This window comes from Alkalicoccus luteus, from assembly GCF_052061695.1.
GTDB classification, from domain to species: Bacteria; Bacillota; Bacilli; order Bacillales; family Salisediminibacteriaceae; genus Alkalicoccus; species Alkalicoccus luteus.
Window position 1 is genome coordinate 301,801 of sequence record NZ_JBPZEY010000001.1, and the last position, 23,134, is coordinate 324,934.

Annotated in this window: 21 protein-coding genes; 9 read left to right on the forward strand and 12 right to left on the reverse strand. The window is 49.5% G+C overall.

Annotated elements, in window-relative coordinates; translation table 11 throughout:
• The first annotated feature begins 25 nt into the window (after positions 1 to 25).
• The 4 genes from ACSZLD_RS01520 (at position 26) to ACSZLD_RS01535 (ending at position 6,415) form a co-directional block, all read left to right on the forward strand.
• The gene (locus ACSZLD_RS01520; RefSeq protein ID WP_444684034.1) at positions 26 to 1,162 is read left to right on the forward strand and encodes a glucose-1-phosphate adenylyltransferase; all 1,137 of its coding nucleotides are present in this window, start codon (positions 26 to 28) and stop codon (positions 1,160 to 1,162) included.
• 14 nt (positions 1,163 to 1,176) lie between these two features.
• Entirely contained in the window at positions 1,177 to 2,283 is a 1,107-nt protein-coding gene (gene glgD / locus ACSZLD_RS01525; protein ID WP_444684035.1) for a glucose-1-phosphate adenylyltransferase subunit GlgD, read from the forward strand.
• A gap of 141 nt (positions 2,284 to 2,424) precedes the next feature.
• Positions 2,425 to 3,834 carry a glycogen synthase GlgA gene (gene glgA, locus ACSZLD_RS01530; RefSeq protein ID WP_377910193.1) on the forward strand — a complete coding sequence of 470 codons (1,410 nt, stop codon included), beginning with the start codon at positions 2,425 to 2,427 and terminating at the stop codon, positions 3,832 to 3,834.
• 139 nt (positions 3,835 to 3,973) lie between these two features.
• Positions 3,974 to 6,415, forward strand: coding sequence for a glycogen/starch/alpha-glucan phosphorylase (locus tag ACSZLD_RS01535; protein ID WP_444684109.1), 2,442 nt, complete (start codon positions 3,974 to 3,976; stop codon positions 6,413 to 6,415).
• 55 nt (positions 6,416 to 6,470) lie between these two features.
• On the opposite strand, the gene ACSZLD_RS01540 is transcribed toward ACSZLD_RS01535, so the two are convergent.
• From ACSZLD_RS01540 to thpR, 3 genes are read right to left on the reverse strand one after another with little or no spacing between them, the layout of a single operon-like run.
• Positions 6,471 to 6,701, reverse strand: a complete 231-nt coding sequence (locus ACSZLD_RS01540) for a hypothetical protein (protein ID WP_444684036.1) — start codon at positions 6,699 to 6,701, stop codon at positions 6,471 to 6,473.
• A 44-nt stretch (positions 6,702 to 6,745) separates the two neighbouring features.
• Positions 6,746 to 7,669 carry a hypothetical protein gene (locus tag ACSZLD_RS01545; protein ID WP_444684037.1) on the reverse strand — a complete coding sequence of 308 codons (924 nt, stop codon included), beginning with the start codon at positions 7,667 to 7,669 and terminating at the stop codon, positions 6,746 to 6,748.
• Positions 7,670 to 7,673: 4 nt separating this feature from the next.
• Complete coding sequence (thpR, locus tag ACSZLD_RS01550) at positions 7,674 to 8,219, reverse strand: RNA 2',3'-cyclic phosphodiesterase (RefSeq protein WP_444684038.1); 546 nt, start codon at positions 8,217 to 8,219, stop codon at positions 7,674 to 7,676.
• Positions 8,220 to 8,400: 181 nt separating this feature from the next.
• On the opposite strand from thpR, the gene cysK reads away from it, so the two are divergent.
• The gene (gene cysK, locus ACSZLD_RS01555; RefSeq protein ID WP_444684110.1) at positions 8,401 to 9,315 is read left to right on the forward strand and encodes a cysteine synthase A; all 915 of its coding nucleotides are present in this window, start codon (positions 8,401 to 8,403) and stop codon (positions 9,313 to 9,315) included.
• A 65-nt stretch (positions 9,316 to 9,380) separates the two neighbouring features.
• Here the strand turns inward: cysK and ACSZLD_RS01560 are convergent, their stop codons facing one another.
• Positions 9,381 to 10,550, reverse strand: coding sequence for an MFS transporter (locus ACSZLD_RS01560; RefSeq protein ID WP_377910197.1), 1,170 nt, complete (start codon positions 10,548 to 10,550; stop codon positions 9,381 to 9,383).
• Positions 10,551 to 10,738: 188 nt separating this feature from the next.
• On the opposite strand from ACSZLD_RS01560, the gene ACSZLD_RS01565 reads away from it, so the two are divergent.
• Together ACSZLD_RS01565 and ACSZLD_RS01570 are read left to right on the forward strand one after the other, a co-directional pair.
• On the forward strand, positions 10,739 to 10,924 hold the full coding sequence (locus tag ACSZLD_RS01565; protein ID WP_377910198.1) for a putative motility protein: 186 nt from the start codon (positions 10,739 to 10,741) through the stop codon (positions 10,922 to 10,924).
• Positions 10,925 to 10,999: 75 nt separating this feature from the next.
• Complete coding sequence (locus ACSZLD_RS01570; RefSeq protein WP_168005232.1) at positions 11,000 to 11,218, forward strand: DeoR family transcriptional regulator; 219 nt, start codon at positions 11,000 to 11,002, stop codon at positions 11,216 to 11,218.
• Positions 11,219 to 11,267: 49 nt separating this feature from the next.
• Here ACSZLD_RS01570 and ACSZLD_RS01575 read toward each other — a convergent pair whose 3' ends face one another.
• The 3 genes from ACSZLD_RS01575 to ftsW all read right to left on the reverse strand — a co-directional run bounded on the left by ACSZLD_RS01575 (position 11,268) and on the right by ftsW (position 14,464).
• A complete protein-coding gene (locus ACSZLD_RS01575) occupies positions 11,268 to 11,975 on the reverse strand; it encodes a pseudouridine synthase (RefSeq protein WP_444684039.1) in 708 nt (235 codons plus the stop codon).
• A 71-nt stretch (positions 11,976 to 12,046) separates the two neighbouring features.
• Positions 12,047 to 13,222, reverse strand: a complete 1,176-nt coding sequence (gene rodA, locus ACSZLD_RS01580; RefSeq protein WP_377910200.1) for a rod shape-determining protein RodA — start codon at positions 13,220 to 13,222, stop codon at positions 12,047 to 12,049.
• 12 nt (positions 13,223 to 13,234) lie between these two features.
• Positions 13,235 to 14,464 (reverse strand): putative lipid II flippase FtsW, encoded by a 1,230-nt coding sequence (gene ftsW, locus ACSZLD_RS01585; protein WP_377910201.1) that lies wholly within the window; start codon positions 14,462 to 14,464, stop codon positions 13,235 to 13,237.
• Between the two features lie 313 nt (positions 14,465 to 14,777).
• Between ftsW and ACSZLD_RS01590 the strand changes: the two genes are divergently transcribed.
• Positions 14,778 to 15,119, forward strand: a complete 342-nt coding sequence (locus ACSZLD_RS01590) for a winged helix-turn-helix transcriptional regulator (protein ID WP_377910202.1) — start codon at positions 14,778 to 14,780, stop codon at positions 15,117 to 15,119.
• A gap of 104 nt (positions 15,120 to 15,223) precedes the next feature.
• On the opposite strand, the gene ACSZLD_RS01595 is transcribed toward ACSZLD_RS01590, so the two are convergent.
• From ACSZLD_RS01595 to ACSZLD_RS01610, 4 genes are all read right to left on the reverse strand, one after another.
• The gene (locus tag ACSZLD_RS01595; protein ID WP_377910203.1) at positions 15,224 to 16,834 is read right to left on the reverse strand and encodes a putative polysaccharide biosynthesis protein; all 1,611 of its coding nucleotides are present in this window, start codon (positions 16,832 to 16,834) and stop codon (positions 15,224 to 15,226) included.
• Positions 16,835 to 16,859: 25 nt separating this feature from the next.
• Positions 16,860 to 17,261, reverse strand: coding sequence for a secondary thiamine-phosphate synthase enzyme YjbQ (locus ACSZLD_RS01600; RefSeq protein WP_377910204.1), 402 nt, complete (start codon positions 17,259 to 17,261; stop codon positions 16,860 to 16,862).
• A gap of 1 nt (position 17,262) precedes the next feature.
• A complete protein-coding gene (gene proC / locus ACSZLD_RS01605) occupies positions 17,263 to 18,063 on the reverse strand; it encodes a pyrroline-5-carboxylate reductase (RefSeq protein ID WP_444684040.1) in 801 nt (266 codons plus the stop codon).
• Positions 18,064 to 18,260: 197 nt separating this feature from the next.
• Positions 18,261 to 18,953, reverse strand: a complete 693-nt coding sequence (locus tag ACSZLD_RS01610; RefSeq protein WP_444684041.1) for a hypothetical protein — start codon at positions 18,951 to 18,953, stop codon at positions 18,261 to 18,263.
• Positions 18,954 to 19,291: 338 nt separating this feature from the next.
• Here ACSZLD_RS01610 and ACSZLD_RS01615 point away from each other — a divergent pair, with 338 nt between their 5' ends.
• Positions 19,292 to 20,563, forward strand: coding sequence for a BaiN/RdsA family NAD(P)/FAD-dependent oxidoreductase (locus tag ACSZLD_RS01615; protein WP_444684042.1), 1,272 nt, complete (start codon positions 19,292 to 19,294; stop codon positions 20,561 to 20,563).
• 62 nt (positions 20,564 to 20,625) lie between these two features.
• Here ACSZLD_RS01615 and leuS read toward each other — a convergent pair whose 3' ends face one another.
• A complete protein-coding gene (gene leuS, locus ACSZLD_RS01620) occupies positions 20,626 to 23,040 on the reverse strand; it encodes a leucine--tRNA ligase (RefSeq protein ID WP_444684043.1) in 2,415 nt (804 codons plus the stop codon).
• Between the last annotated feature and the right edge of the window lie 94 nt (positions 23,041 to 23,134).

Sequence of the window (23,134 nt, forward strand, 5' to 3'; positions counted from 1 at the left end):
CTTTATTCAAGAGGAGGAATTTGTCATGAAAAAACAGTGTGTAGGAATGCTGCTGGCCGGCGGTGAAGGGAAAAGACTCGGCCTGCTGACGAAGGATTTGGCTAAGCCAGCCGTTCCTTTCGGAGGAAAGTACCGAATTATTGATTTTACACTCTCCAACTGCTCCAATTCCGGTATTCAGACAGTCGGAGTGCTGACGCAGTACTCTCCGCTCGCTCTGCATAAGCATATCGGCATTGGCAAGCCGTGGGACATGGACCGTCAGTTTGACGGCCTCACGATTCTTTCCCCATACACGGCTAAACGCGGCGGAAGCTGGTATTCCGGCACAGCAGATGCCATTTACCAGAACATTCATTACATCGATCAATACGATCCGGATTATATTCTTGTTATTTCCGGGGACCATATCTATCAGATGAACTACGATGATCTGATTCAGCACCATGAAGAAAAGCAGTCGGATGCAACCATTTCAGTGATTGAAGTGCCGTGGGAAGAAGCATCCCGCTTCGGTATTTTGAATACGAAGGACAATCTTGAAATTTACGAGTTTGACGAAAAACCGAAAGAGCCTAAAAACAATTTGGCCTCCATGGGGATTTATATCTTTAACTGGAAAACACTCCGCAGCTACCTCCTGGAGGATGCGGAAAAAACAGATTCCGACCACGACTTCGGTAAGGATATCATCCCAGCGATGCTGAATGAAGGGAAGCGCATGTTTGCCTACCGCTTTGAAGGCTACTGGAAAGACGTAGGAACCATTCAGAGCTACTGGGAAGCGAATATGGATCTGCTTGAAGAAGATCTTTCCGTCTCCCTTAACAACAAAGAATGGCGCACGTATTCCCAGGACGTTAACTACCCGCCTCAATTTCTTGACAGCCGGGCTGTCGTCGAAAATTCCCTGATCAATTCCGGATCGTGGATCAGCGGCACCGTTAAGAACTCCATTTTGTTCCAATGCGTCGAGATTGGAACTGGCACGACTGTCAATAAGTCGATCCTTCATCCGCACGTCAAAGTCGGCAGAAACTGCACGATCGAGCGGGCGATTATTATGGAAAACGTCGTGATTCCGGATAATACGGTGATTGACGGAACGAAAGAACCCGAGCCGGTGGTCATCAACGACGAATACGTGGAACAGTTAACTTAAAGGAGGATGTGCCGATGAATACACTGATGGGGCTTATTAACCTGGAGCATGAACATGATTTTCTTGAAGAGCTGACATACTTCCGCTGCGGAGCAGCTGCACCTTTTGCCGGACGATATCGGCTGATTGACTTTACGCTGTCGAACATGGTGAAAACACGCATTGAAGAAGTAGCAGTGTTTACGAATAAGAAATACCGGTCCCTGATGGACCATGTCGGCACCGGCGCCGACTGGGAGCTGGCAAGACGTCACGGCGGACTCTTCATTCTCCCTCCCGACTGGAATGATCCGACCGATATTTCAAGAGGGGATCTTCGCCATTTTCACAATAATCGGGATTACTTCCACCGCTCAAAAGCCGATCATGTTCTGGTGAGCGGCAGCCAGTTTATTGCAAACACGAATTTTGATGATGCGTTTCAGCATCACCTGGAAACAGGCGCCGACGTCACGCTTATCAGCGTGCAGCTGAACGAGTCACTGCCGGAGCACGTTCCGCAGCTGAGGCTTGAGACCGATGGAGCTGGAAAAGTCATTAACCTGACCAACGATCAGGAAAATATGCATGCGTTTACGAACGTCTATATCATCAAAAAAGAAGTGCTGCTCCGTCTCGTCGATCAATGCATCGCGTTCCATAAAGATCACTTTTTATTTCACGGAATTAAAGAAAATCTGCACGATCTACACGCAGAATATTTTCAATATGACGGCTACAGCTTCTTTGTCAATTCGATCGAAAGCTTTTTCCGCCATAACATGAACCTGCTCGATCCCGATCCGTACCGCGAGCTTTTCTTCAAGAATGAATATGTGCAGACAAAAATCAGTAACGAGCCGCCGGTGAAATACCGCGAAACGGCCGATGTAAAAGATTCACTGCTTGCAAACGGAAGCGTTATCGACGGCGACGTGCATAACAGCGTGCTGTTTAGAGGCGTTCGGGTGAGAAAAGGCGCCGTCATAAAAAATTCGATTATTTTACAGCGCTGCATCATCGAAGAGGATGTTCATCTGGAAAACGTGATCCTCGACAAAGATGTCCGGATCAGCAGCGGTCAAACGTTTATTGGGTCCAAGGATAAACCGTTTGTAGTAGCAAAACGTAAACAGATCTGATAGCAATGCGAAACAGGGGGCGTTCCGTCATCCAATTCGGGATACGCTTTCGTTACGTGCTTCGTAAAGAAGCCGGCGGGCCTTGCCTGCCGGCTCCTGCCCATTATCAATTACTTATTCGTATCAGGAGGAGAGCAATTCATGCGCACGATACTTTTTGCTGCTTCAGAATGTACCCCATTTATGAAAACCGGAGGATTGGCTGACGTTATCGGCTCGCTGCCGAGAGCATTGCAACAGGAGCGCGGAACAGAAGTACGCGTCATTCTGCCGCTTTATGAAGAGATGGATGATAAGTGGAAGGACCAGCTGGAAAAGGTAGCTGATTTTACAGTTCCGGTCGGCTGGCGCAACCAGCCTGCCTCCTTGCACCGCCTTGACCATGACGGCGTCACGCACTATTTCATCCGTAATGAGTTTTATTTTGGCCGTCAAGGCGTCTATGGATACTTTGATGATGGTGAGCGCTACGTCTTTTTCAGCCGAGCTGTGATCGAAGCAATTCCGCTTCTGGACCGGGATATCGACATTCTTCACGCGCACGACTGGCAGGCTGGACTTGCAGTTGCGTTCGCTAATATTATGCGTACCGACATTCGTACGGTCTTTACGATTCACAATATTCAATATCAAGGCTGGATGACCCACGAAGCATTCAGCGATCTGATGAATATTGGGATGGAGCACTTTGCCGGCCTCGAATGGCACGGCATGATCAATTGTATGAAAGCTGCCCTGTTCCACGCAGATAAAATTACGACGGTGAGTCCTTCGTATGCGGAAGAAATTAAGCAGCCCTATTACAGCGAAGGGCTTGATTCCATTTTGAACGACCGCTCCGCAGATCTGATTGGCATTATCAATGGAATCGACACAGATGAATATAATCCGCAGAAGGATCCGTACATTTACGCGCCATATACCTCCTCCCGTGCAAAGAAGCGGGAAAATAAGCGGTTTCTCCAGCGTGAGCTCTGTCTGACAGAGGATCCGGATGTGCCTATGTATGCAGTCGTTTCACGACTTGTCGAACAAAAGGGCTTCCATCTGCTTGAACGTATCCTGGAGGAATTTCTGCAGGAAAACGTGCAGGTCGTTATGCTGGGAACCGGTGACTATGCTTTTGAACAATCGTTTGCGTATTTTGCCAATAAATATCCGAATAAAATGTCGCTTCAGCTGAAATTCAGTGAAGCGGCTGCAAGACAGATTTATGCGGCGTCTGATTTCTTTATTATGCCGTCAAAATTTGAGCCTTGCGGGCTTTCCCAGCTTATCTCTCTGCAGTATAAGACGATTCCAATCGTCCGGGAAACAGGCGGCCTTCGCGACACCGTTCAGCCGTTCAACGAAGTAACCGGCGAAGGAAACGGCTTCAGTTTCGCTAACTACAACGCCCACGAGCTGCTGTATGCAATGCGTTATTCGCTGCTCGCCTATCACCGGGATGACTTGTTTAAGCCGCTGTTAAAAAATGTTAATAAAAGCCGCTTCAGCTGGAAAGATTCAGCCAAGCTTTACAGCGGCGTGTATGCAGAGCTCGTTCCATAAAAGTAGTGCCGCACGAGCATCCGGCATGCACACCTTAAGTGACAATCAGAGCGCTCCGACCGCTCTTCACTGACCCGACGCTGTCCGCTGAGTAAACTCAAAACGGCCTGTGCGCCGTGGAATCGAAAGAGGAGGAACCATCGTGCTTACAACGCAATCATTTGAAGAACAGCTGACGGAAAAGCTCCGCAGTCTCCGGGGAACCGGAGTAGAAGAGGCAAGCGAAAAAGACATGTATTACGCGGTAGCTTCCATTGTCCAGGAACAGCTCAGCGCTTCCTGGCAGGACACTCGCAAGCATTATGATAAGCGGGAAGAACGTCAGATGTACTACATTTCGATGGAATTTCTCATCGGGCGCCTTATGGAGAATAACCTGCAAAACTGCGGTCTGCTGGAAACCTGTACGACTACGCTGAAAAAGTTAGGCTTTGAGCCGGAGCTCGTCTATGGCCAAGAGCATGACGCGGGGCTTGGCAATGGCGGCCTGGGACGGCTCGCGGCCTGCTTTCTCGATTCTGTTGCTTCTCTGCGGTACGCAGGGCACGGCAGCGGCATCCGCTACCGCTACGGCTTATTTGAGCAGCGGATCATTCACGGAAATCAGGTAGAGCTTCCCGATTACTGGCTGAAAGAAGAGTATCCTTGGGAAACGCGCCGGGCTGATGAATCCTTGACCATTCACTTCGGCGGTCATGTCGTTCCGCATAAACGCTCAGATGGCACGCTGGAATTCTCCTATTATGACACCGACGAAGTGCAAGCCGTTCCGTACGACGTTCCTGTCGCGGGCTACCAGAATGACGTAGTAAACACCCTGCGCCTTTGGAGTGCCGAGCTTGCTCCGGAAAACACGGACATTCTTGCGGATGCAGAGGGGAAATACTATCACCATCTCGATCACATGCATTCTGTTGAGCAGATTTCCGGCTTTTTATATCCAGATGATTCAAGCTATGAAGGAAAAGAGCTTCGACTGAAGCAGCAGTATTTTCTCGTATCAGCCACCATTCAAAATATTATTCGGGACCACAAAACGCGCTGCTCAAAATCGTTAAAAAATATGCATGAGAAAACGGTCATCCAGATTAACGACACGCACCCGTCGCTTGCAGTTCCAGAACTAATGAGACTGCTGATGGATGAAGAGGGCTTTTCGTGGGACGACGCCTGGAAGGTCACAACGAAGACGATCGCCTATACCAATCATACGACGCTGAGTGAAGCACTCGAAAAATGGCCGGTCAGCATGATGGAGAATCTGCTTCCTCGTATCTTTATGATTATTAATGAGATCAACGAGCGGTTTTGCCTTGGTATTTATTACGATAAGCCTGCCTTCCGCGATTTGATCCCAAGTGTTGCCGTGATCGCAGATGACCAAGTGCATATGGCCCGTCTTGCGATTGTCGGCAGCTTCAGCATCAACGGTGTTGCCAAACTGCATACGGAAATATTAAAGCGCTCGGAAATGAACGATTTTTACAGAATCTTCCCGGAAAAGTTCAATAACAAAACAAACGGCATCACGCATCGCCGCTGGCTTCTGCAGGTAAACCCCGGTTTGTCCTCGCTCATTTCTGATGCGATCGGACGCGGCTGGGTCGAGCAGCCTTCCAAGCTGAGCACCCTCGTGCGTTACTCAAATGATTCACCATTTCTCGACAAAATCGCGGAGGTGAAGAAGGAAAATAAAAAATCCCTGGCAGAACTGATCCGCCAGCGGACCGGTATCACCGTGAATGAACATTCGATTTTTGATGTGCAGATTAAACGGCTCCATGAATACAAGCGGCAGCTGATGAATATCTTTCATGTGATCTATCTATACAACGAGCTGAAAGATAATCCGATGATGGATATGACACCCCGTACATTCATTTTTGGTGCCAAAGCAGCTCCTGGCTACTACATGGCAAAGGAAATTATCAAGCTCATTCACCATGTTGCTTCCATCGTAAATAACGACCCTGCTGTCGGTGACCGTCTCAAAGTCATCTTCCTGGAAAACTATAATGTCAGCCTCGCCGAGAAAATTATTCCGGCAGCTGAGCTCAGTGAACAGATTTCCACGGCCAGCAAGGAGGCGTCCGGCACCGGAAATATGAAGATGATGATGAACGGAGCGCTGACAATCGGTACCATGGACGGAGCGAACATCGAAATCAATGATTTTGTTGGACGCGACAACATTTTCATTTTCGGGCTCTCAAGCGAGCAGGTGCATGATTATTACGCAAACGGCGGATACAACGCAAAAGATATTTACCATGCGGATGACCGCATCCGCCGGATCCTCGACCAGCTTTATGGAGGCGAATTCGGATCACAGGAAATCGAGTTCAAGGATATTTTTCACAACATTATGTACAACAATGATCCTTATTTTGTACTTAAGGATTTTGATTCCTATATTGACGCACACGAGCTGGCAGAATCCCGGTACCGCAACCACCGGCAGTGGCAGCAGATGAGCACCATTAATATCGCCCACTCCGGAAAATTTTCAAGCGATCGGACGATCCACGAGTATGCTTCAGAAATCTGGAAGCTCTCGCCGGTGCCAAAGCCGCGTCAATAAACGTAAAAGAGCCAGCAGAGAGCATATTCGCTCTCTGCTGGCTCTTTTAGCATGTTCAACCTGGAAACTGTTTATCCAGCATCCTTGTAACGTGCTCATTGATTTCAACAAATTCGCTGTCTGCCATCGGCGGACAAATAAAAAAGACGGTGCCGGCTGGACAAGCCTGGCGAAGCGAGTGCATGTTATCGAAAAAATGCACGTCCTCTTCCAGCAGCCGTTCTAAACCAAACCCGCCGTTCCAATCCGGGGCGCGGCGAATATACGTAAATTCTGTCGGTATCATCGCAAGGATTCCGCTCCTTCATACTGATAAGTGCCTTACTTATCTTAACGGAATTCTTCCTCTGAATCAACGCCGTTTTCCGGTTCTGCATCCATCCGGTTTTCCGACACCGTCAAGCCAGCATCCAGCAGCTGTTCGGCCGCTTTCAGCTGATCTGCTTTAATCGGAGTTGTCATTTTGCGTAAGCTGTTTTGAAACAACGACATAGAGCGCTTGTCGTAAAATTCAAGCCTGTTGTTTTTGCCCGTGTCAATGTACCCATCGGGACATAAAACAGCTGTTTTCAACTTGATCCCGCTCCCCTGCAGAATCTGCTGCAGCACCGTTACCGTTCTTCTGATCGATACAGATGGATGCAGCAGCGTTTCACGCGACTCCCCTTCCCGCTTCTCCCAATAGCGGGTCCCCTGCGACGAGTATATCGTTGTGCCGTCTCCAGGGAGAACGTGGAGCACCCAAAGCTCGTTCGGCGTAAGCAGCAGCGTGTCACATTCAACCGGTGCCTGTCCGGCCATGAGGACAGGTTCGTAAAACAGAAAAAAAGTGTCCGGAAAGCTGGTGAGAAACCAGTTTAACAAGGGATCATTCCGGTGTACGGGAGCTATGGCAGAGATTTCTGAAACAGTGGAGCTTGCCCAGTTCAGCTGAAAGGACAGCAGCTCTTTAACAAACTGTTCCCGCAGCGCATCAACAGACTGGTGCCGAAGCTCCCAGTTTGATGGGAGATCCATTTCCTCCTGCGTCTTCTTTTTCCAGTTCTTTGCGAGAAGCATCCGTGCTTTTTTCCATGTTCCCTTTTCTTCATAATGCTGAAATAAAGGCCCTTCTCCTTCCCTTCTTGTCGCCTCCCAATCGGCTTTGATCCGCTGCCATCGTTCTTTTTTCAAACGCACATAGCGGCTCGGATAACGATATATGTCTATTTCATAACGTGATACGTAATCAGCTAGTTTGACGAGCTGCGCCATCTGCTTAACTCCTCCCGCATAATGTCATCGTTGTTTCAGCGTAATATCTCGGTTTGCTTCCGGGGCGGACCTGGTAAAGAGTCAGCTCCGTAACGGGCATCGCCACCTGTTCCATCTCGCCGTAAACCGGCTCTGGAAAGGGGACGCTTCCAGCTTTTTTAGCGAGTGTAAGATGCGGATGATAGCCTCTTCCGGGAACTGGAAAATCAAGCTGTGATGCTTCCTGAATAACAGTCTGATACATGTCTGCCAAAATCGGCTCCGGGTCCGGTCTGAGAAAGAGAACACGCGGTCTTTCTGCTTTACCAAATATGGCATAGCGCCTGAAGGATAACGTAAAGGCTGGAAGCTGCTTGTCTTCCAACCGTTTCCACAGCTTCTCACGCTTCCTTTGTTCCCAGCCTCCGAGAAACAGAAGCGTCACATGAAAATCCTCTGGACCAGTTAGATGACGAAAATAATCAGAAGCGTTCAGTTCCTCCTGCATCTGCACAGCTTTATCCCTGATCCTTATATCGGCAGAAAATCCCAGAAAATAATGTGCTGACATGAGTTTCACCTCTTTCTTCTTCCTCTGCCTATCTATTCCTTTCTGCCGACTTGCAAAAACATGAGACAAACAGCCGCGTTTATCCTGTTGAATGGCTGTGCTATACTGATAAAGGAAGCATACAGATAAACATACTTCGTTTTAGAGAGGATGAACCGGATTGAGCAGAGTAGTCAATTACATGGATGAACTGATCGGGGATACCCCCTTAGTAAAGCTTCAGCGGCTTCCCGATAAAAATGGAGCACAGGTATACTTGAAGCTTGAGTTTATGAATCCAAGCGGCAGCGTCAAAGACAGAGCCGCCTCCAATATGATTGAACAGGCAGAAAAAGACGGTATTCTGCACCCTGATTCGGTTATCATTGAACCAACATCAGGCAACACCGGGATCGGACTGGCGATGAATGCTGCTGCGAAAGGCTATCGTGCGATTTTAACGATGCCGGATACGATGTCCCAGGAGCGGATTAACCTGCTGAAAGCTTACGGTGCCGAAGTGGTGCTAACACCGGGCGACAAAAAAATGCCGGGTGCCATTGAGAAGGCGCGGCAGCTGACAGAAGAAATCCCGAACGGCTTTATGCCAATGCAGTTTGAAAACGGTGCTAACCCGGATGCTCACCGAAAAACGACCGCATTGGAAATTAAGGAAGCGATGAAGCAGATTGACGGACAGTTTGCCGCTTTTGTCGCTACTTCCGGTACTGGCGGAACGATAACAGGCACAGGTGAAGAGCTTCGCAACTCCTATCCGGACGTTGAAATTCACGTGGTCGAACCAAAAGGGTCCCCCGTGCTATCTGGCGGAAAACCTGGCCCGCACAAACTTGTCGGAACGTCTCCCGGCTTTATTCCCCCTATCTTAAACGAAGAGGTGTACGGGAAAATTCACCAGATATCCGATGAGGATGCATACGAGGCTGCCAGAGGGCTGGCAAGAGAAGAAGGCATACTTGTAGGCCCCTCCTCCGGCGCAGCGTGCTATGCAGCAATGGAAACAGCCAAGAAATTTGGTCCGGACGATGTCGTTGTTGCGATTGCCTGCGATACGGGTGAACGCTACTTGAGTACGGATCTGTTTCAGTTCGATTAAGCTAATCAGCAAAAAAGAACCCGTCACAGCTTACATGCTGTAACGGGTTCTTTTTACGTACTGAATCAGCCGCTTTCTTTTTTTACGATGTGAGGCTGTCGCGAGGCAAGCACAAACAGCAGAAAAGCACCAATCAACGTCATGACTCCGTAAAATAAGTAAACGGCAAGAATCGAGTGCAGATCGATAAGCAGACCTGCTGACATGCTGAAGAAAAAGGCGCCGACGCCGTTACCGACAGCTGCGTACACAGACACTGCTGTCGCTTTGACCTCTGCGGGGGCAATTTCCGTCACGTACTGAAGCGCTGCCGGCACGAAGAGACCAATGCTGAAACCTTGCATGATGGTTGTCGCATAAATCCAGACAGGATCCGGTTCGAAAGAATAAAAGATCCACCGGACGCCGGAAACAAACGCTGCTGCAAAGAGAATCGTTAAGATGCCGCGCCGTTGAATCCAGGCTCCAGCCCACCGCATAAACGGCACCTCGCTCCCTGCCGCCAGTAAAAAGGCGAAGCCTACACCGGCAAGCGTTCCTCCGGCAAACTGAATCAGCACCCCAAAGTAAAAGTTGTTTGCCATTATCGGTCCGTAGACGAGAAATGTAATCACTAAAAACAACGGGAACCCTCTCACCTTCATCAGCCGCTTCATGCCTCCGCGGACATCGACGACCGTGGAGCCGGCCTCATTCGGCATATGGCGGGAAAAGAGGGCACCTGCAAATAATACGGCAGCAAAGCCGTAAAAGATGACTTCCAGACCGATCAGATCAGACGCGTTTCCCATGATCCATACAGCAACAGCAAACCCGACTGCTCCCCACATCCGAATTTTCCCGTAATCGCCGCCTTCACGTTTCGTATAGTTCATGGCGATACTGTCGGAGAGTGGAATCAGTGCGCTTTGAAACAAGGCAATCAAAGAAGCTGTAAGGACAAAATAGATATATTCCTGTGCGAATAAATACGTGAAGCCGGAAACCCCTGCTCCGACTGAAGCGACAGTCAACAGCAGCTTGGGCCGCTTCGTATAATCACTAAGCATCCCCCACAGCGGCTGAATCAGGATCATGACGATTGGACCGATGGAGGTGATGACGCCAATCTGTGCCCCACTCAGCTGTACCTCATCCTGCAGATAGACCGTAAGCAGCGGGAACAGCCCGCCAAATCCAAAGTAAATGAAGAAAAAATAGCCCTTCATGTAAAAAACCGGATTACGCTGTTTCATTTCAACATCCCTGACTTTCTATGTATTTTGCATGACGATTACCAGTATACGTCAACTATCGCGGTATTCCCACTATAAAAACCGAACGTTTCACGTCCGGTTTACGAAAGTTTTACGAATTTTACATTCAATTCGCTTTACGTAACACGTCACTTTAGGTAAAATTAGTGCAAAGGAGGGGAAAGCGATTGGATATTAGTTCCATGATGAACGCTCAGGCCAGGCAGCTCCAGCATACTGTGAGCCTCAGCCTCATGCAGAGCGCGCTGTCCACCCAGGCCGCACAGAGCATAAACATGCTTCAGGCACTGGATTCCGCCGTACAGGAGGCTCCTCATCCTTACGCCGGAAAACGAGTTGATGTGAGCGTGTAGAAGCCCTTCCTGGTCTTTCTGCGCTTGATGTTTCAGCGATTTACACTGGAGTAACAAACTTGAAGGAGTGGTTTTTTGAAGCCGTCAACCGATCGTATGTTAACTCGCATTAAATCTGTGTATCTCTACATTAATCAGAAAGGAAACGTGACGACGAAAGAGCTCACGGAAGAGTTCGGAACGACTGAACGAACCATTCAGCGCGACTTAAACGTGCTGGAATATAATGGTCTGGTCACCACGCTTGAACGGGGTGTCTGGACGACAACCGGCAAGAAAACAAAAGTATCTTGAGAACAAATCACTTGAAGCAGCGTTTTACGGACGCAGCTTCTTTTTTTGTTTACCTCTGCTTCATCAGCCTGGCCAGCTCCTGCTCGGTAAGCTCCCTGTATTCGCCTCGTTTCAAGTCTTCATCCAATACGAGCGGTCCCATTCTGATCCGCTCCAGCTCTGCGACATGGCTTCCGCAGGCTGCGATCATCCGTTTTACTTGATGATATTTCCCTTCTTGAATCGTCAGGAATATGACAAGCGGATCGTCGGTATGGCTGACCTGTGCCGGCTTCGTTTCCAAGCCGTCCTCAAGCGTCATTCCTTCCTTTAATCGCTGTTCTCCCTCTGCTGAAAGCGGACGTGCTAAATGAACACGATACTCTTTATCCACCTTGTGCTTTGGCGAGGTCAGCCGGTGCGCCAGCTTTCCATCGTTCGTCAGCAGCAGCAGACCCGTCGTATCCTTATCCAGCCTGCCGATCGGAAATGGCTCAAACAGCTGGTCTTCCGGTTCCAAAATATCTACGACCGTTTCCTGAACAGCATCTTCAGTCGCAGACAAAAGTCCGTCCGGCTTATTCATCATTAAATAGATGTGTGTTCTATAGATGACTGGTTCCCCAAACACTTCAAGCTTCTGCTCATCCGGATAGACATGTGTTTTTCCGCTTGGCACCACTTCACCGTCGGCAGTCAGCGCCTTTTCCCTAAACAGTTTTTTTACGTCTTTTCTGGACCCGTATCCCAAATCAGCAAGCAGTTTATCTGCTCTCATGATCATGACCTCCTTATTTACATACGATTAGATAAAGGCTTCAGGGAGAGTCCCGAAGCCTTTATCTTTCGTTATTCTTCTTCGCCAAACATGTAATGCTTCGTTCGTATGTTGACGTTCAACACGATTCCGATCGCCAGCATATTCGTGACCAGGGCACTTCCTCCGTAGCTGATAAACGGCAGTGCGAGACCTGTGATCGGCACAACACCAATAGTCATGCCAACGTTCTGGAAAATCTGGAAAACGAGCAGTCCAACAACCCCTGCCGTCAAATACGTGCCAAATGAATTGTTACACGTAAATGCAATCAGCACCATTCGGTACAGCAGCAGGAAGTAGATAACCATCAGCACCGTGGCTCCGATGAATCCGAACTCCTCTGCGATCACCGTGAAAATGAAGTCCGTGTGCAGCTCTGGAATAACACCGCTTTGAGATTTCACTCCCTGCGTGAATCCGCTCCCGTACAGTTGTCCGGCTCCGATCCCCTGCAGTGCATGATACAGCTGATAGCCTTCCCCGCCGATGTTCGCAGTAGGGTCCAGCCACGCATAAATACGTGACAGCTGGTGAGGCCGGATGACCTGCGTGAACAGTTCAAACGCATTGTTGTGGAGCCAGACAAGTCCGGCGACTGCAGAAAGCGCCATCGTCACGAGCAGTCCAATCATTCGGAAAGTTACCCCTGCCATTAAAATCATGATTGCAATCATCGCCAGGATAACGAGCGCCGTTCCAAGGTCCGGCTGAATTAAAATAAAAGCAAACGGCGGCAGGCCGACTCCCAGTATTTTGGAAACGACAATCACGTCCGATTTGAATGTTTTAGGACGCGGCGACCGCGTAATGGTAAACAGCAGATGCGCCAGAGAAATCAGAATAAAAATCTTTACGAACTCCGACGGCTGAAACGTAAACACACCCGGAATGCCAAGCCAGCGCTGGGCACCGTTTACTTCGATGCCGAACAAGTGGGTGGCAACGAGTAAAATCATGCTCACGGCATAAAGCGGAATTGAAAGATGCTTAAACAGATCGTAATCGATCACCATCGCTGAAATCAGAAGCACTGTTCCGACAGAGAACCAGAGAATCTGACGCTGGACGAAATACGACGGTGCCACGCCGTACTGTCCGGATGTCGCAGCGCTGTAAATCGCGACGAGACTGATGCACATCAGTACAAATAAAAAGAATAATAATGTATAGTCCAGCTGTTGAAACGGACTTTTTCGTTCCTGCATAGTTCCACCCTCTTACACGCCCCGGGAAACAGAGGTCCTTTCGAACGTCCCTTCGTCGTGCATTTCCTTATTATCAGAAGCATAACTCTCCCGTTCTTTTTCCGTTTTTCTCGATATATTTGCGAGAATTCCAATTCCGGCAAGGGTAACGAGAAGCGATGAACCGCCATAGCTTAAAAACGGGAACGGTATTCCTGTAATTGGCAGAAAACCGCTGACGGCACCAGAGTTGAAGATCACCTGTATAGCAAGCTGTGAGACAATACCAAATGCGAGCAGACTGCCGAACGTATCCCGGCAGCGAACACCGATGAGAAAGCCGCGTCCAATAATGAACGCCACGCCGCCAAGTGCCAGCAGCACCCCTAAAAAGCCGAGCTCTTCACTGACGATGGCGAGAATAAAATCCGTATGAGCCTCCGGTAAATAAAACAGCTTCTGGACGCTTTGACCAAATCCAGCCCCGGTTAGTCCTCCGTGCGCAATCGCAATATACGACTGCACCAGCTGAAAGCCGTCTGACTGCTCCAGTTCAAACGCATTGACAAATCCAGTGATCCGGTTCATCCGGTATTCGGCAGAGCTGGCATAATAATAAAGACCAGCGCCAGCAAGCGCACCAAGCGATATCATGTGAAAAAAGCGGGCTCCGGAATAAAACGCGATCAGCCCTGCAACGAGCACAATTGACGTGCCGGTACCGAGATCCGGCTGCATCATGATTAAAATAAACACACCCGCTGTAATCAAAAGCGGCGGAAAAAGACCGCTTTTAAAGTCATGGATATATGATTGTTTGCGTGAATAAATATATGCCAGATAAATAATCATGCCAAGCTTTACGAATTCAGACGGCTGGATCGTAAAGCCTCCGATTGCAATCCAGCGCGTTGCTCCGTTCACCGTATGACCGACTCCCGGAAGGGCAACAAGGATCAGCATCGCCACAGACGCCAGCAGAATAAGCGGAACGAGACGTCTGAAATGACGGTATGGAAAGAACATAAAAAAAAGGAACCCGAGACCTCCGAGCACAACCCAGATCAAATGCCGATCAAAAAAGTATGTGACATCGCCGTAATTTTGATATCCCTGCACGAAGCTTGCACTGTACACCATAATCAGTCCAAACGCTGTCATAACGACGACCGCTGTGATCAAATACCAGTCTATGTAAAGCTTCGATTTGCTTTCCTCCACCGTTCCGCCCCCCTTCTGCACCCTATTGTCCAATGCTCCCATTATAGCAGATGCCCCCTACCCCTGAAAGGTACTTTGGCAGGGAAAGAGGAAATCTCATAATGCGTTGCGCTTTCAACCTTCATCGCAGGTGCAGCTGAACCGGTTTTTAGCAAAGACCGAAGAACGCATTCCCTCCATACTGCTGTCAGCGGACGCTCTCACTTGTTATCCACCTCCAGCTATTAAACAAAAGTTTGTTTCTTTAAAAAAGTTCATTGTTGGCGTTCTATTCCGCAAATCGGATATATTGTGTTATAATAGACAAACAACTGTTTAGGTATATGCATCAGCATATAAAGAGAGGTGAACCTACATGGAAGAGTTAGCGATGTGCCCAAAGTTCGAATCGGCTTTTCAACTTCTCGGCAAACGCTGGAACGGCTTGATTATCCGTGTGCTTCTGCATGGACCGGCACGGTTCCGCGATATTTCTTCTAACATTCCCAATATGAGCGACAAAATGCTCGTCGACCGGCTGAAGCAGCTGGAAGAGATCGGTATCGTCAAACGTCACGTCTACCCGGAAACACCGGTGCGTATAGAGTATACTCTCACGGACAAAGGAAGAGCGTTAGAATCCGCTCTTGATGAAATTCAGGCGTGGGCAGAAGCATGGGTCCCTGGCGAAACCCCGCAGGAATCCGTGCAAAATTAACAATCAACCAGTGCCGAAGATCAACAAATGATCTTCGGCACTGCTTTGTTATAAGCAGATTTTTTAAGGATTGAACAGGTTCGGTTCGTCTGCTTCCGGTTCTGCTATTTATTCAGCATGGAAAACCGGTGGCCGAGAACCTTTCCGGCAAGACCTGACCGAAACGCCAGATTTAAATAAACGATGACGCCTGCTGTAACCGAGATTCCAAGGACGAGCAGACCGTTCCCCTGGCTAGTGACCGGCCAAATTCGCTGCAGACCAAAGGAAATATACCAGGTGACAAGCACCATAATCAGCGAGTAAACTCCTACTTGCATGAATCGTTTACGTACAAGCCGGTAATCAAAATCAGCATAGTAGCCGATCGCCCAAATATTGATACAAACCGACAGCAGATATCCTCCAAATGTAGCGTAAACGCCGCCTTCCGGACCAAACCAGCCGATAAATAAGCTGTTAAACGCGACCTTAAACAAAAGACCTGCAGCAAGTGACACGACAGCCATCCGCTGCTTCTCCATTCCCTGCAGCAGGGAAGCCGTTACGGCAAACACAGCAAAAAAGACGGCAACCGGTGCATAGTTGCGTAAAATAGACGCGCCCGCCGTTACTTCTTCAGCAAACAAAGCGCCATATGCCGGCACTGCGAGCACCATCAGGCCAGCCGCTGCCGGCACTGTCAAAAACAAAATGATCTGATAGGTCTGTGTAATCGTCCGCTGCAGCTTTTCGGTATCGTTCTGGGTGTACGCCGCTGTAATCGTCGGCAGAATCGTAAGCGACATGGCCGTAGCAAGCGACACCGGAATCATAATCAGCTTATGGGACGTTTGCGTAAAGGACGCAAAAAAGGTTTCTGCCTGTGTATCCGTGTAGCCAGCTGCCATCATCGCCGGATTAAATGTCCATAGGTCAATCATCTGGTACAGCGGAATGGCAAGACCTACGAAGGACAGCGGCAGTGCATATCTGAGCAGTTCCCGGTACATTTTTCCGAGCGGCAGCTGATGATCAACCGTACTGCGGCTGACCATTTCCTGCAATCCGGCATACCGCTTTTTCCAATACCAGAGCAGAACAGCAAGTCCGCCGAGCGCTCCGGCAAAGGCACCAAAAACGGCAAAGCCGATTGCGGTGCCCAGCTGCCCGTCAAATGTATACAAAATCAAGTACGTAAGGACCAGAATAAAGACAATCCGGACAATTTGTTCAATTACCTGCGAAACGGCTGTCGGCCCCATAGACTGGTTTCCTTGGAAAAATCCGCGAATGATGGCCATAAGCGGCACGACAATCAGGGCCGCGCTGACCATGCGAATCGTGAAAACAGCGTCTGCTACTGTATTTCCTTCCAGGTTATCCGGGTCAAGCACTCGGTTCGCAATGACCTCTGCAGAAAAAAACAGGACAAGAAAGGCGATAAAGCCGGTGACGCCCATGACGATCAATCCTGACTTTAACAGCCGTTGTCCGGTGTGATAATCACCGAGCGAATTGTATTTTGAAACGAATTTGGACACCGCAAGCGGTATGCCGAGCGTCGCAAGGCTGAGCAGCACAGTATACGGCAAGTACCCGTATGCATACAGTGCAAGCCCCTGGTGACCTACAAGATACGTGAATGGGAATATGTAAATAAATCCGAGAAACTTCGTTAAGAAAATGCCTGCGGTCAGCACCATCGTTCCCCGGATCAGCTGTTGATCTGACATAATGACCTTCTCTCCTGCCTGTTAATCAGCCTGCTGAGACTTTCACATGAACGTTTCTCTTACGCGGGCCGTCAAATTCACAAAAATAAATTCCTTGCCAAGTTCCAAGCAGAAGCCTGCCTTCGTGGACAATCAGCGTCTGCAGCGTGCCTACTGTCGATACTTTCAAATGAGACGCCGTATTTCCCTCCATATGCCGGTCCTGCGGATGGTCCCACGGGTACACGTCATTGAACCGGTTCAGCATATCTTTCTTTACATCCGGATCGGCGTTCTCATTTACCGTGATTCCTGCTGTCGTGTGAGCCGATTGAATGTACACGAGCCCATCTTTAATGCCCGATTCATTAATCACCTGCTGCACCCGGTTTGTCAGGTCTACGATTTCATCCCTTGATGATGTTGTTACCTCAAGTGTTTTCAGCATATTACGTATTCCCTCCTGCGTGACGGTTTACTGCTGCTACCGCCTGTTTCATAATTCGGTCTACGTCATACGTTTCAAGCACGTGCAGCCCCTCAGCTGTGGAGCCGCCTGGTGATGCAACCTGTTCAATCAATTCTTTTGGATCTTTCCCGGAAGCAAGCATCGCAGCTGAGCCTTTCATCATCTGCACCACAAGCCGCTGCGCCTGCTCCTGCGAGATTCCGGAGGCTGCGGCCGCTTCCTGGAGCGATGAGGCAATGTAATACATAAAAGCTGGAGCACTGCCTGTCACAGCCGTCAGCTCGTGCACCTGCCTGGCCGTCAATTCTTCTGCCGGTCCAATTGCATGAAGCAGTCCTTCAATCAGCGGCCGATGAGTCGATGTTACAGCACGTCCGCAAACAAATGTCGACATCGATTCTCCAATTTGGGCTGCAGTATTCGGCATGATCCAGCAAACTGGTGCCTCTGCCGGAAGCCTTGCTTCCATAAAATCCGGATCAATACCAGCTGCGAGCGTGACAATCAGCTGCCCTTTCCACAGCGGGGCTACAGCATCAAGCAAATCTCCATGTGCGGACGGCGGCGCAGCCAGCACAATGACATCATGGTGCTGCATCACTTGCAGCCAGTCGTCGGTCGTATGAACGCCGTAGTCAGCAGCAAGCCTCTCCCGTTTTTCCTGATTCGACTTATTTGCGACCGTTATCCGGTCGAACGGAGATCCATCGTCCGCTGCAATACCGGCAATGACGGCTTCTGCCATTCGTCCGGCGCCGATAAACAATATAGAACTGCCCATAGCTGTCATCCTCTCCTGTTTCGCTGCTATTATCGTAACATAAAGGAGCACAGAAAATGGAATACGTATCCCTATGATTTTTTCGAACAGTCCGGCAGTTCCTGTACATACGAAATTCGCCGCTATCTGACGGAAGAGCGACAAATCCTGTCATGAAAAAGCCTGCAAACCGTCTGTACGGCTGCAGGCTTTGTTGATCAGCTGATGTTCTGCAGCTTTCGTTCCAGCTGCTTCAGCTTATTTTCTTCGCGGCTCGCTTTGTCGAACTGCTTCAGCTTGCGCTTCAGCCGGCCCTTCGTCCACGTAAAGTCAGCAATGTTCTTGTGGTTCAAATACGTTGCGAAGAAATCAAGGTGACCGCTCTCATACTTACTGGAGGCATCTACCGTATCGACATAACGTGCAAACGCTTCTGTAATTGGTGCTTCTTCCGGAATAAAGTCACCGTATACGTCCAGCAGACGGCGGAAATTATTTTCCCGAAGCTTTGTTAAGAACGTCTGCAGAAACAGCTCTTCCTGCCCTTCGATTTGAAAGCCACGACGTTCCAGAAGGGTAATAAATATTTTCAGCTCGTTATGATAGAACGAGTAGGCTTTCCGCATTTCCTCTGTCATAGAAATGCTCATGCTGAATCTTCCCTCTGCCCGGGCATAAAGCAGATTCAGAAGAGCACGGTGCACTTCCGGCTTCAATAAAAATGTCGGATGAACGGTTTTAAGGTACCGTCCAACTTCCTGATTTAAAATAAACTGCTGGGACTGGGAACGCTCCAATTCCTCCAGAGATCGTTTTTGTTCAAACTGCGCAAACTGCTCGATTCGCTCCTGGGTTTCCTGCATCCATACGGCACGCTTCTGTGAAATTATTGTTTTAAGGCTTGTCAACATGTGACATCCTCCTCCCGATTCCTAAGTGATCTATCTTTATTTATTATCTCCACAGAGCAGTGTAGCACATCCGCCATGTAAATAAAACAGCGTTTTTGCGAAAAATCGATACAATTCCGCAGGTTGACCTCTTCTCAGTCCTGCTCAGCAGAAATAATCTTCTCATATCCCCGATTATAGGGATATACACTAGTTGAATCAACTTATCTGCTTTGTTAGGAGCTTCATTCACTTGCCAGCTTGCTAAAGCGTTCGCTTCTGCTCCACATCCATGCGGTTGTGTTTTCGGTCACGCTGCCTTACAATCAGTTGAGATTGAACGTAAAGGAGCATGATGTATGCACGATGTAATTGTTATTGGAGGAGGTCCGGCTGGCCTTATGGCTTCTGCAGCAGCGGCAGAGCATGGCGCCCGGGTGCTCCTGCTCGATAAAGGAAATAAGCTGGGACGGAAGCTCGCAATTTCGGGCGGAGGGCGCTGCAACGTAACGAACCGCGTTGATGCAGAAGAACTGATCCGGCATATCCCCGGTAATGGCCGGTTCATGTACAGTCCGTTCGCGGTTTTTAATAACGAGAATATCATCGCATTTTTTGAGTCACTCGGAATCGAACTGAAGGAAGAAGACAACGGCCGCATGTTTCCTGTTAACGATAAAGCAATTGACGTCGTTCGGGCGCTGCTCGACCATATCCGCCGGCATAAGGTGGAAATCCGCACGAAAACAGAAGTGCGCGATCTTCACTTTGAAGATGGCCGGGTGAGATCAGTAGAAACGGCGGACGGTAAGCTGCTTGAAGCAGGAGCGGTTATCGTTGCCGCAGGCGGTATGTCCGTTCCGCATACCGGTTCGACCGGGGACGGTTACCCTTGGGCTCGTAAAGCAGGACATACCATTACAGAGCTGTATCCGACAGAGGTCCCGATCACGCTGACAGACTCTTTTATCCGCTCAAAAGAACTGCAGGGTCTGTCCCTCCGTGATGTTGCTCTCAGCGTCATTGATCCGAAGAAAAAGAAGCCAATGAAAACGCACCGCGGTGACATGATTTTTACCCATTTCGGCATCTCCGGTCCAATCGGGCTCCGGTGCAGCCAGTACGTGATTAAGATGAAGAAAAAGCATGACGTCCGCTCTGTTGCCCTATGGATCGACCTGTTCCCAGAAGAATCAGCGGAGGATGTATTACAGCGGCTGCAGACAATCGTCAGAGGTGCACCTAAAAAAGCGGTCAAAAACGCGCTTCAGGGTGTCCTTCCTGAGAGGCTCCTTCCTCCGGCTATGCTGCTTGCAGGTGCCGAGCCCTCCGCTACCGGATCCGAAACGTCGCAGGAAACTCTTCGAGAACTCGCTGCGGTCATGAAACGATTTCCACTGACTGCTGACGGCACGCTTTCCATCGAAAAAGCATTTGTAACCGGCGGCGGTGTCAGCGTGAAAGAGGTATATCCAAAACGAATGGAATCCAAACTGCAGCAGGGTCTCTTCTTCTGCGGCGAAGTCATGGATCTGCATGGTTATACCGGCGGCTATAATATAACCGTTGCCTTCTCCACAGGCTACACGGCCGGTTCCGCTGCAGCCGAAACTGCAGCCGCCTCCATGTAACTGTTCGGATCATTTTAAAGAGGGCCCTCACAGCATCGTGAGGGCCCTCTTTATCCTAGTTATTAATTTGCCACAATGTTGACGAGCTTGCCGGGAACAGCAATTACTTTGCGAATTGTTTTCCCGTTTGTTTCTTCTTGAATGCGTGCGTCGTCAAACGCGGCTTTTTCCAGGTCTTCCTTCGAAGCATCCTTTGCAACCTGCAGCTTAGCACGGACTTTACCGTTTACCTGCACAACGATTTCAATTTCATCCTCAGTGAGCCAGCTCTCGTCATACACAGGCCAAGTAGCATAGGAAATCGTCGTATCATGACCAAGCTTGTGCCAAAGCTCTTCACTGACGTGAGGTGCTACCGGCGAAAGCAGCTTGAGGAAGCCTTCCAGGTGACTTCTGGACAATTTTTCCTGCTTGTACGCTTCGTTGACAAATACCATCAGCTGGGAAATCCCCGTATTAAAGCGCAGCCCTTCAAAATCCTCGGTCACTTTTTTAACCGTCTGGTGATACACTCTCGTTAATGATTCACTGCTTTGTTCATCTACCACGACATCGCGGAGCCGGTTGTCCTCCACAAACAATCTCCAGACACGGTCGAGGAAGCGGCGTGCTCCGTCGAGTCCGTTTTCACTCCAGGCAATGGAGGCGTCGAGCGGCCCCATAAACATTTCATAGAGACGCAGGGTGTCCGCACCGTGAGAATCCATAATAACGTCCGGATTGACGACGTTTCCTTTGGATTTACTCATCTTCTCGTTATTTTCTCCAAGAATCATGCCTTGGTTGTACAGTTTTTGGAACGGCTCCTTCGTATGCACGACGCCGATGTCATACAGCACTTTGTGCCAGAAACGCGCGTAAAGCAGGTGGAGCACCGCATGCTCAGCTCCGCCGATATAAATGTCAACCGGCAGCCACTGCTTCAGCTTCTGCGGATCGGCCAGCTGTTCGTTGTTGTCCGGATCAATAAAGCGCAGGTAGTACCAGCAGCTGCCTGCCCACTGCGGCATCGTATTCGTTTCCCGGCGTCCTTTCATCCCCGTTTCCGAATCTGTGACGTGCAGCCACGCTTCGTTGTTGGCAAGCGGGGATTCTCCGGTGCCTGAAGGCTTAAACTCATTCATATCCGGAAGGGTGAGCGGAAGTTCTTCCTCCGGAACCGTCGTCATGGAACCGTCCTCCCAGTGAATGACAGGAATCGGCTCGCCCCAATAGCGCTGACGGCTGAAGAGCCAGTCGCGCAGACGGTACGTAATCTGACGCTTGCCTTTTTTATGCTGTTCGAGCCAGTCGCACATAGCGGTAATAGCTTCTTCATTATTCAGGCCGTTAAGGAAGTCGGAGTTCACGTGCTCTCCGTCATCCGCGTAAGCTTCCTTCGACAAATCACCGCCGGCCACCACTTCCTTGATCGGCAGACCGAACTCCTGCGCAAACTCATAGTCACGTTCATCATGGCCCGGTACAGCCATAATCGCTCCTGTTCCGTAGGTTGCCAGTACATAATCGGCAATCCAGACCGGTACCTCTTCCCCGGTAACCGGATGCTCTGCATACCCGCCTGTAAATACACCCGTTTTATCTTTATTAAGCTCTGTACGCTCTAAATCACTTTTCAGCGCCACGCTTTTGCGGTAGGCTTCTACTTTTTCTTTCTGATCTTCTGTCATCACCTCATCAACAAGACTGTGCTCCGGTGCCAACACAAGATAGGTGGCACCGTAAAGCGTATCCGGTCTCGTTGTAAAAACAGTGATTTCCTTGCCAGTTCCTTTCAAGCGAAAATCGACGTCGGCTCCTTCTGAGCGGCCGATCCAGTTGCGCTGCATATCCTTAATCGATTCCGGCCAGTCCAGCTCCTCCAGGTCCTCCAGCAGCCGATCCGCGTATTCCGTAATTTTAAGCATCCACTGCTTCATAGGCCGGCGCTCGACAGGATGGCCGCCGCGCTCGCTTACGCCATCAATAACTTCCTCATTTGCAAGCACGGTTCCAAGCGCCGGACACCAGTTCACCGGTACTTCGTCCACATAGGCGAGCCCTTTATTGTAGAGCTGAATGAAAATCCACTGCGTCCACTTGTAGTAATCCTCATGAGTTGTATTGATTTCCCGGTCCCAGTCGTAGGAAAAGCCGAGCGCCTTAATCTGGCGGCGGAATGTATCTACGTTCTGCTCTGTAAAAGAGCGGGGATGTTTTCCAGTGTCGAGCGCATACTGCTCCGCTGGAAGGCCAAACGCATCCCACCCCATCGGATGCAGTACGTTATATCCCTGCATCCGCTTCATGCGGGAAAGAATATCCGTAGCTGTATAACCTTCCGGATGCCCTACGTGAAGTCCGGCGCCAGATGGGTACGGGAACATGTCGAGTGCATAAAACTTTTTACGGGACGGATCTTCCGACGTTTTAAACGTCTTGTTATCCTCCCAGTGCTTTTGCCATTTTGCTTCAATTTCCTGGTGTTGAAATGCCAACGAAACAACCTCCTGTAAATTCAATATATGTAAATAGGAAAGAAAAAGCTCCTTATCCCGGGGTATATGCCGGGACAGGAGCGTACCAGAATCT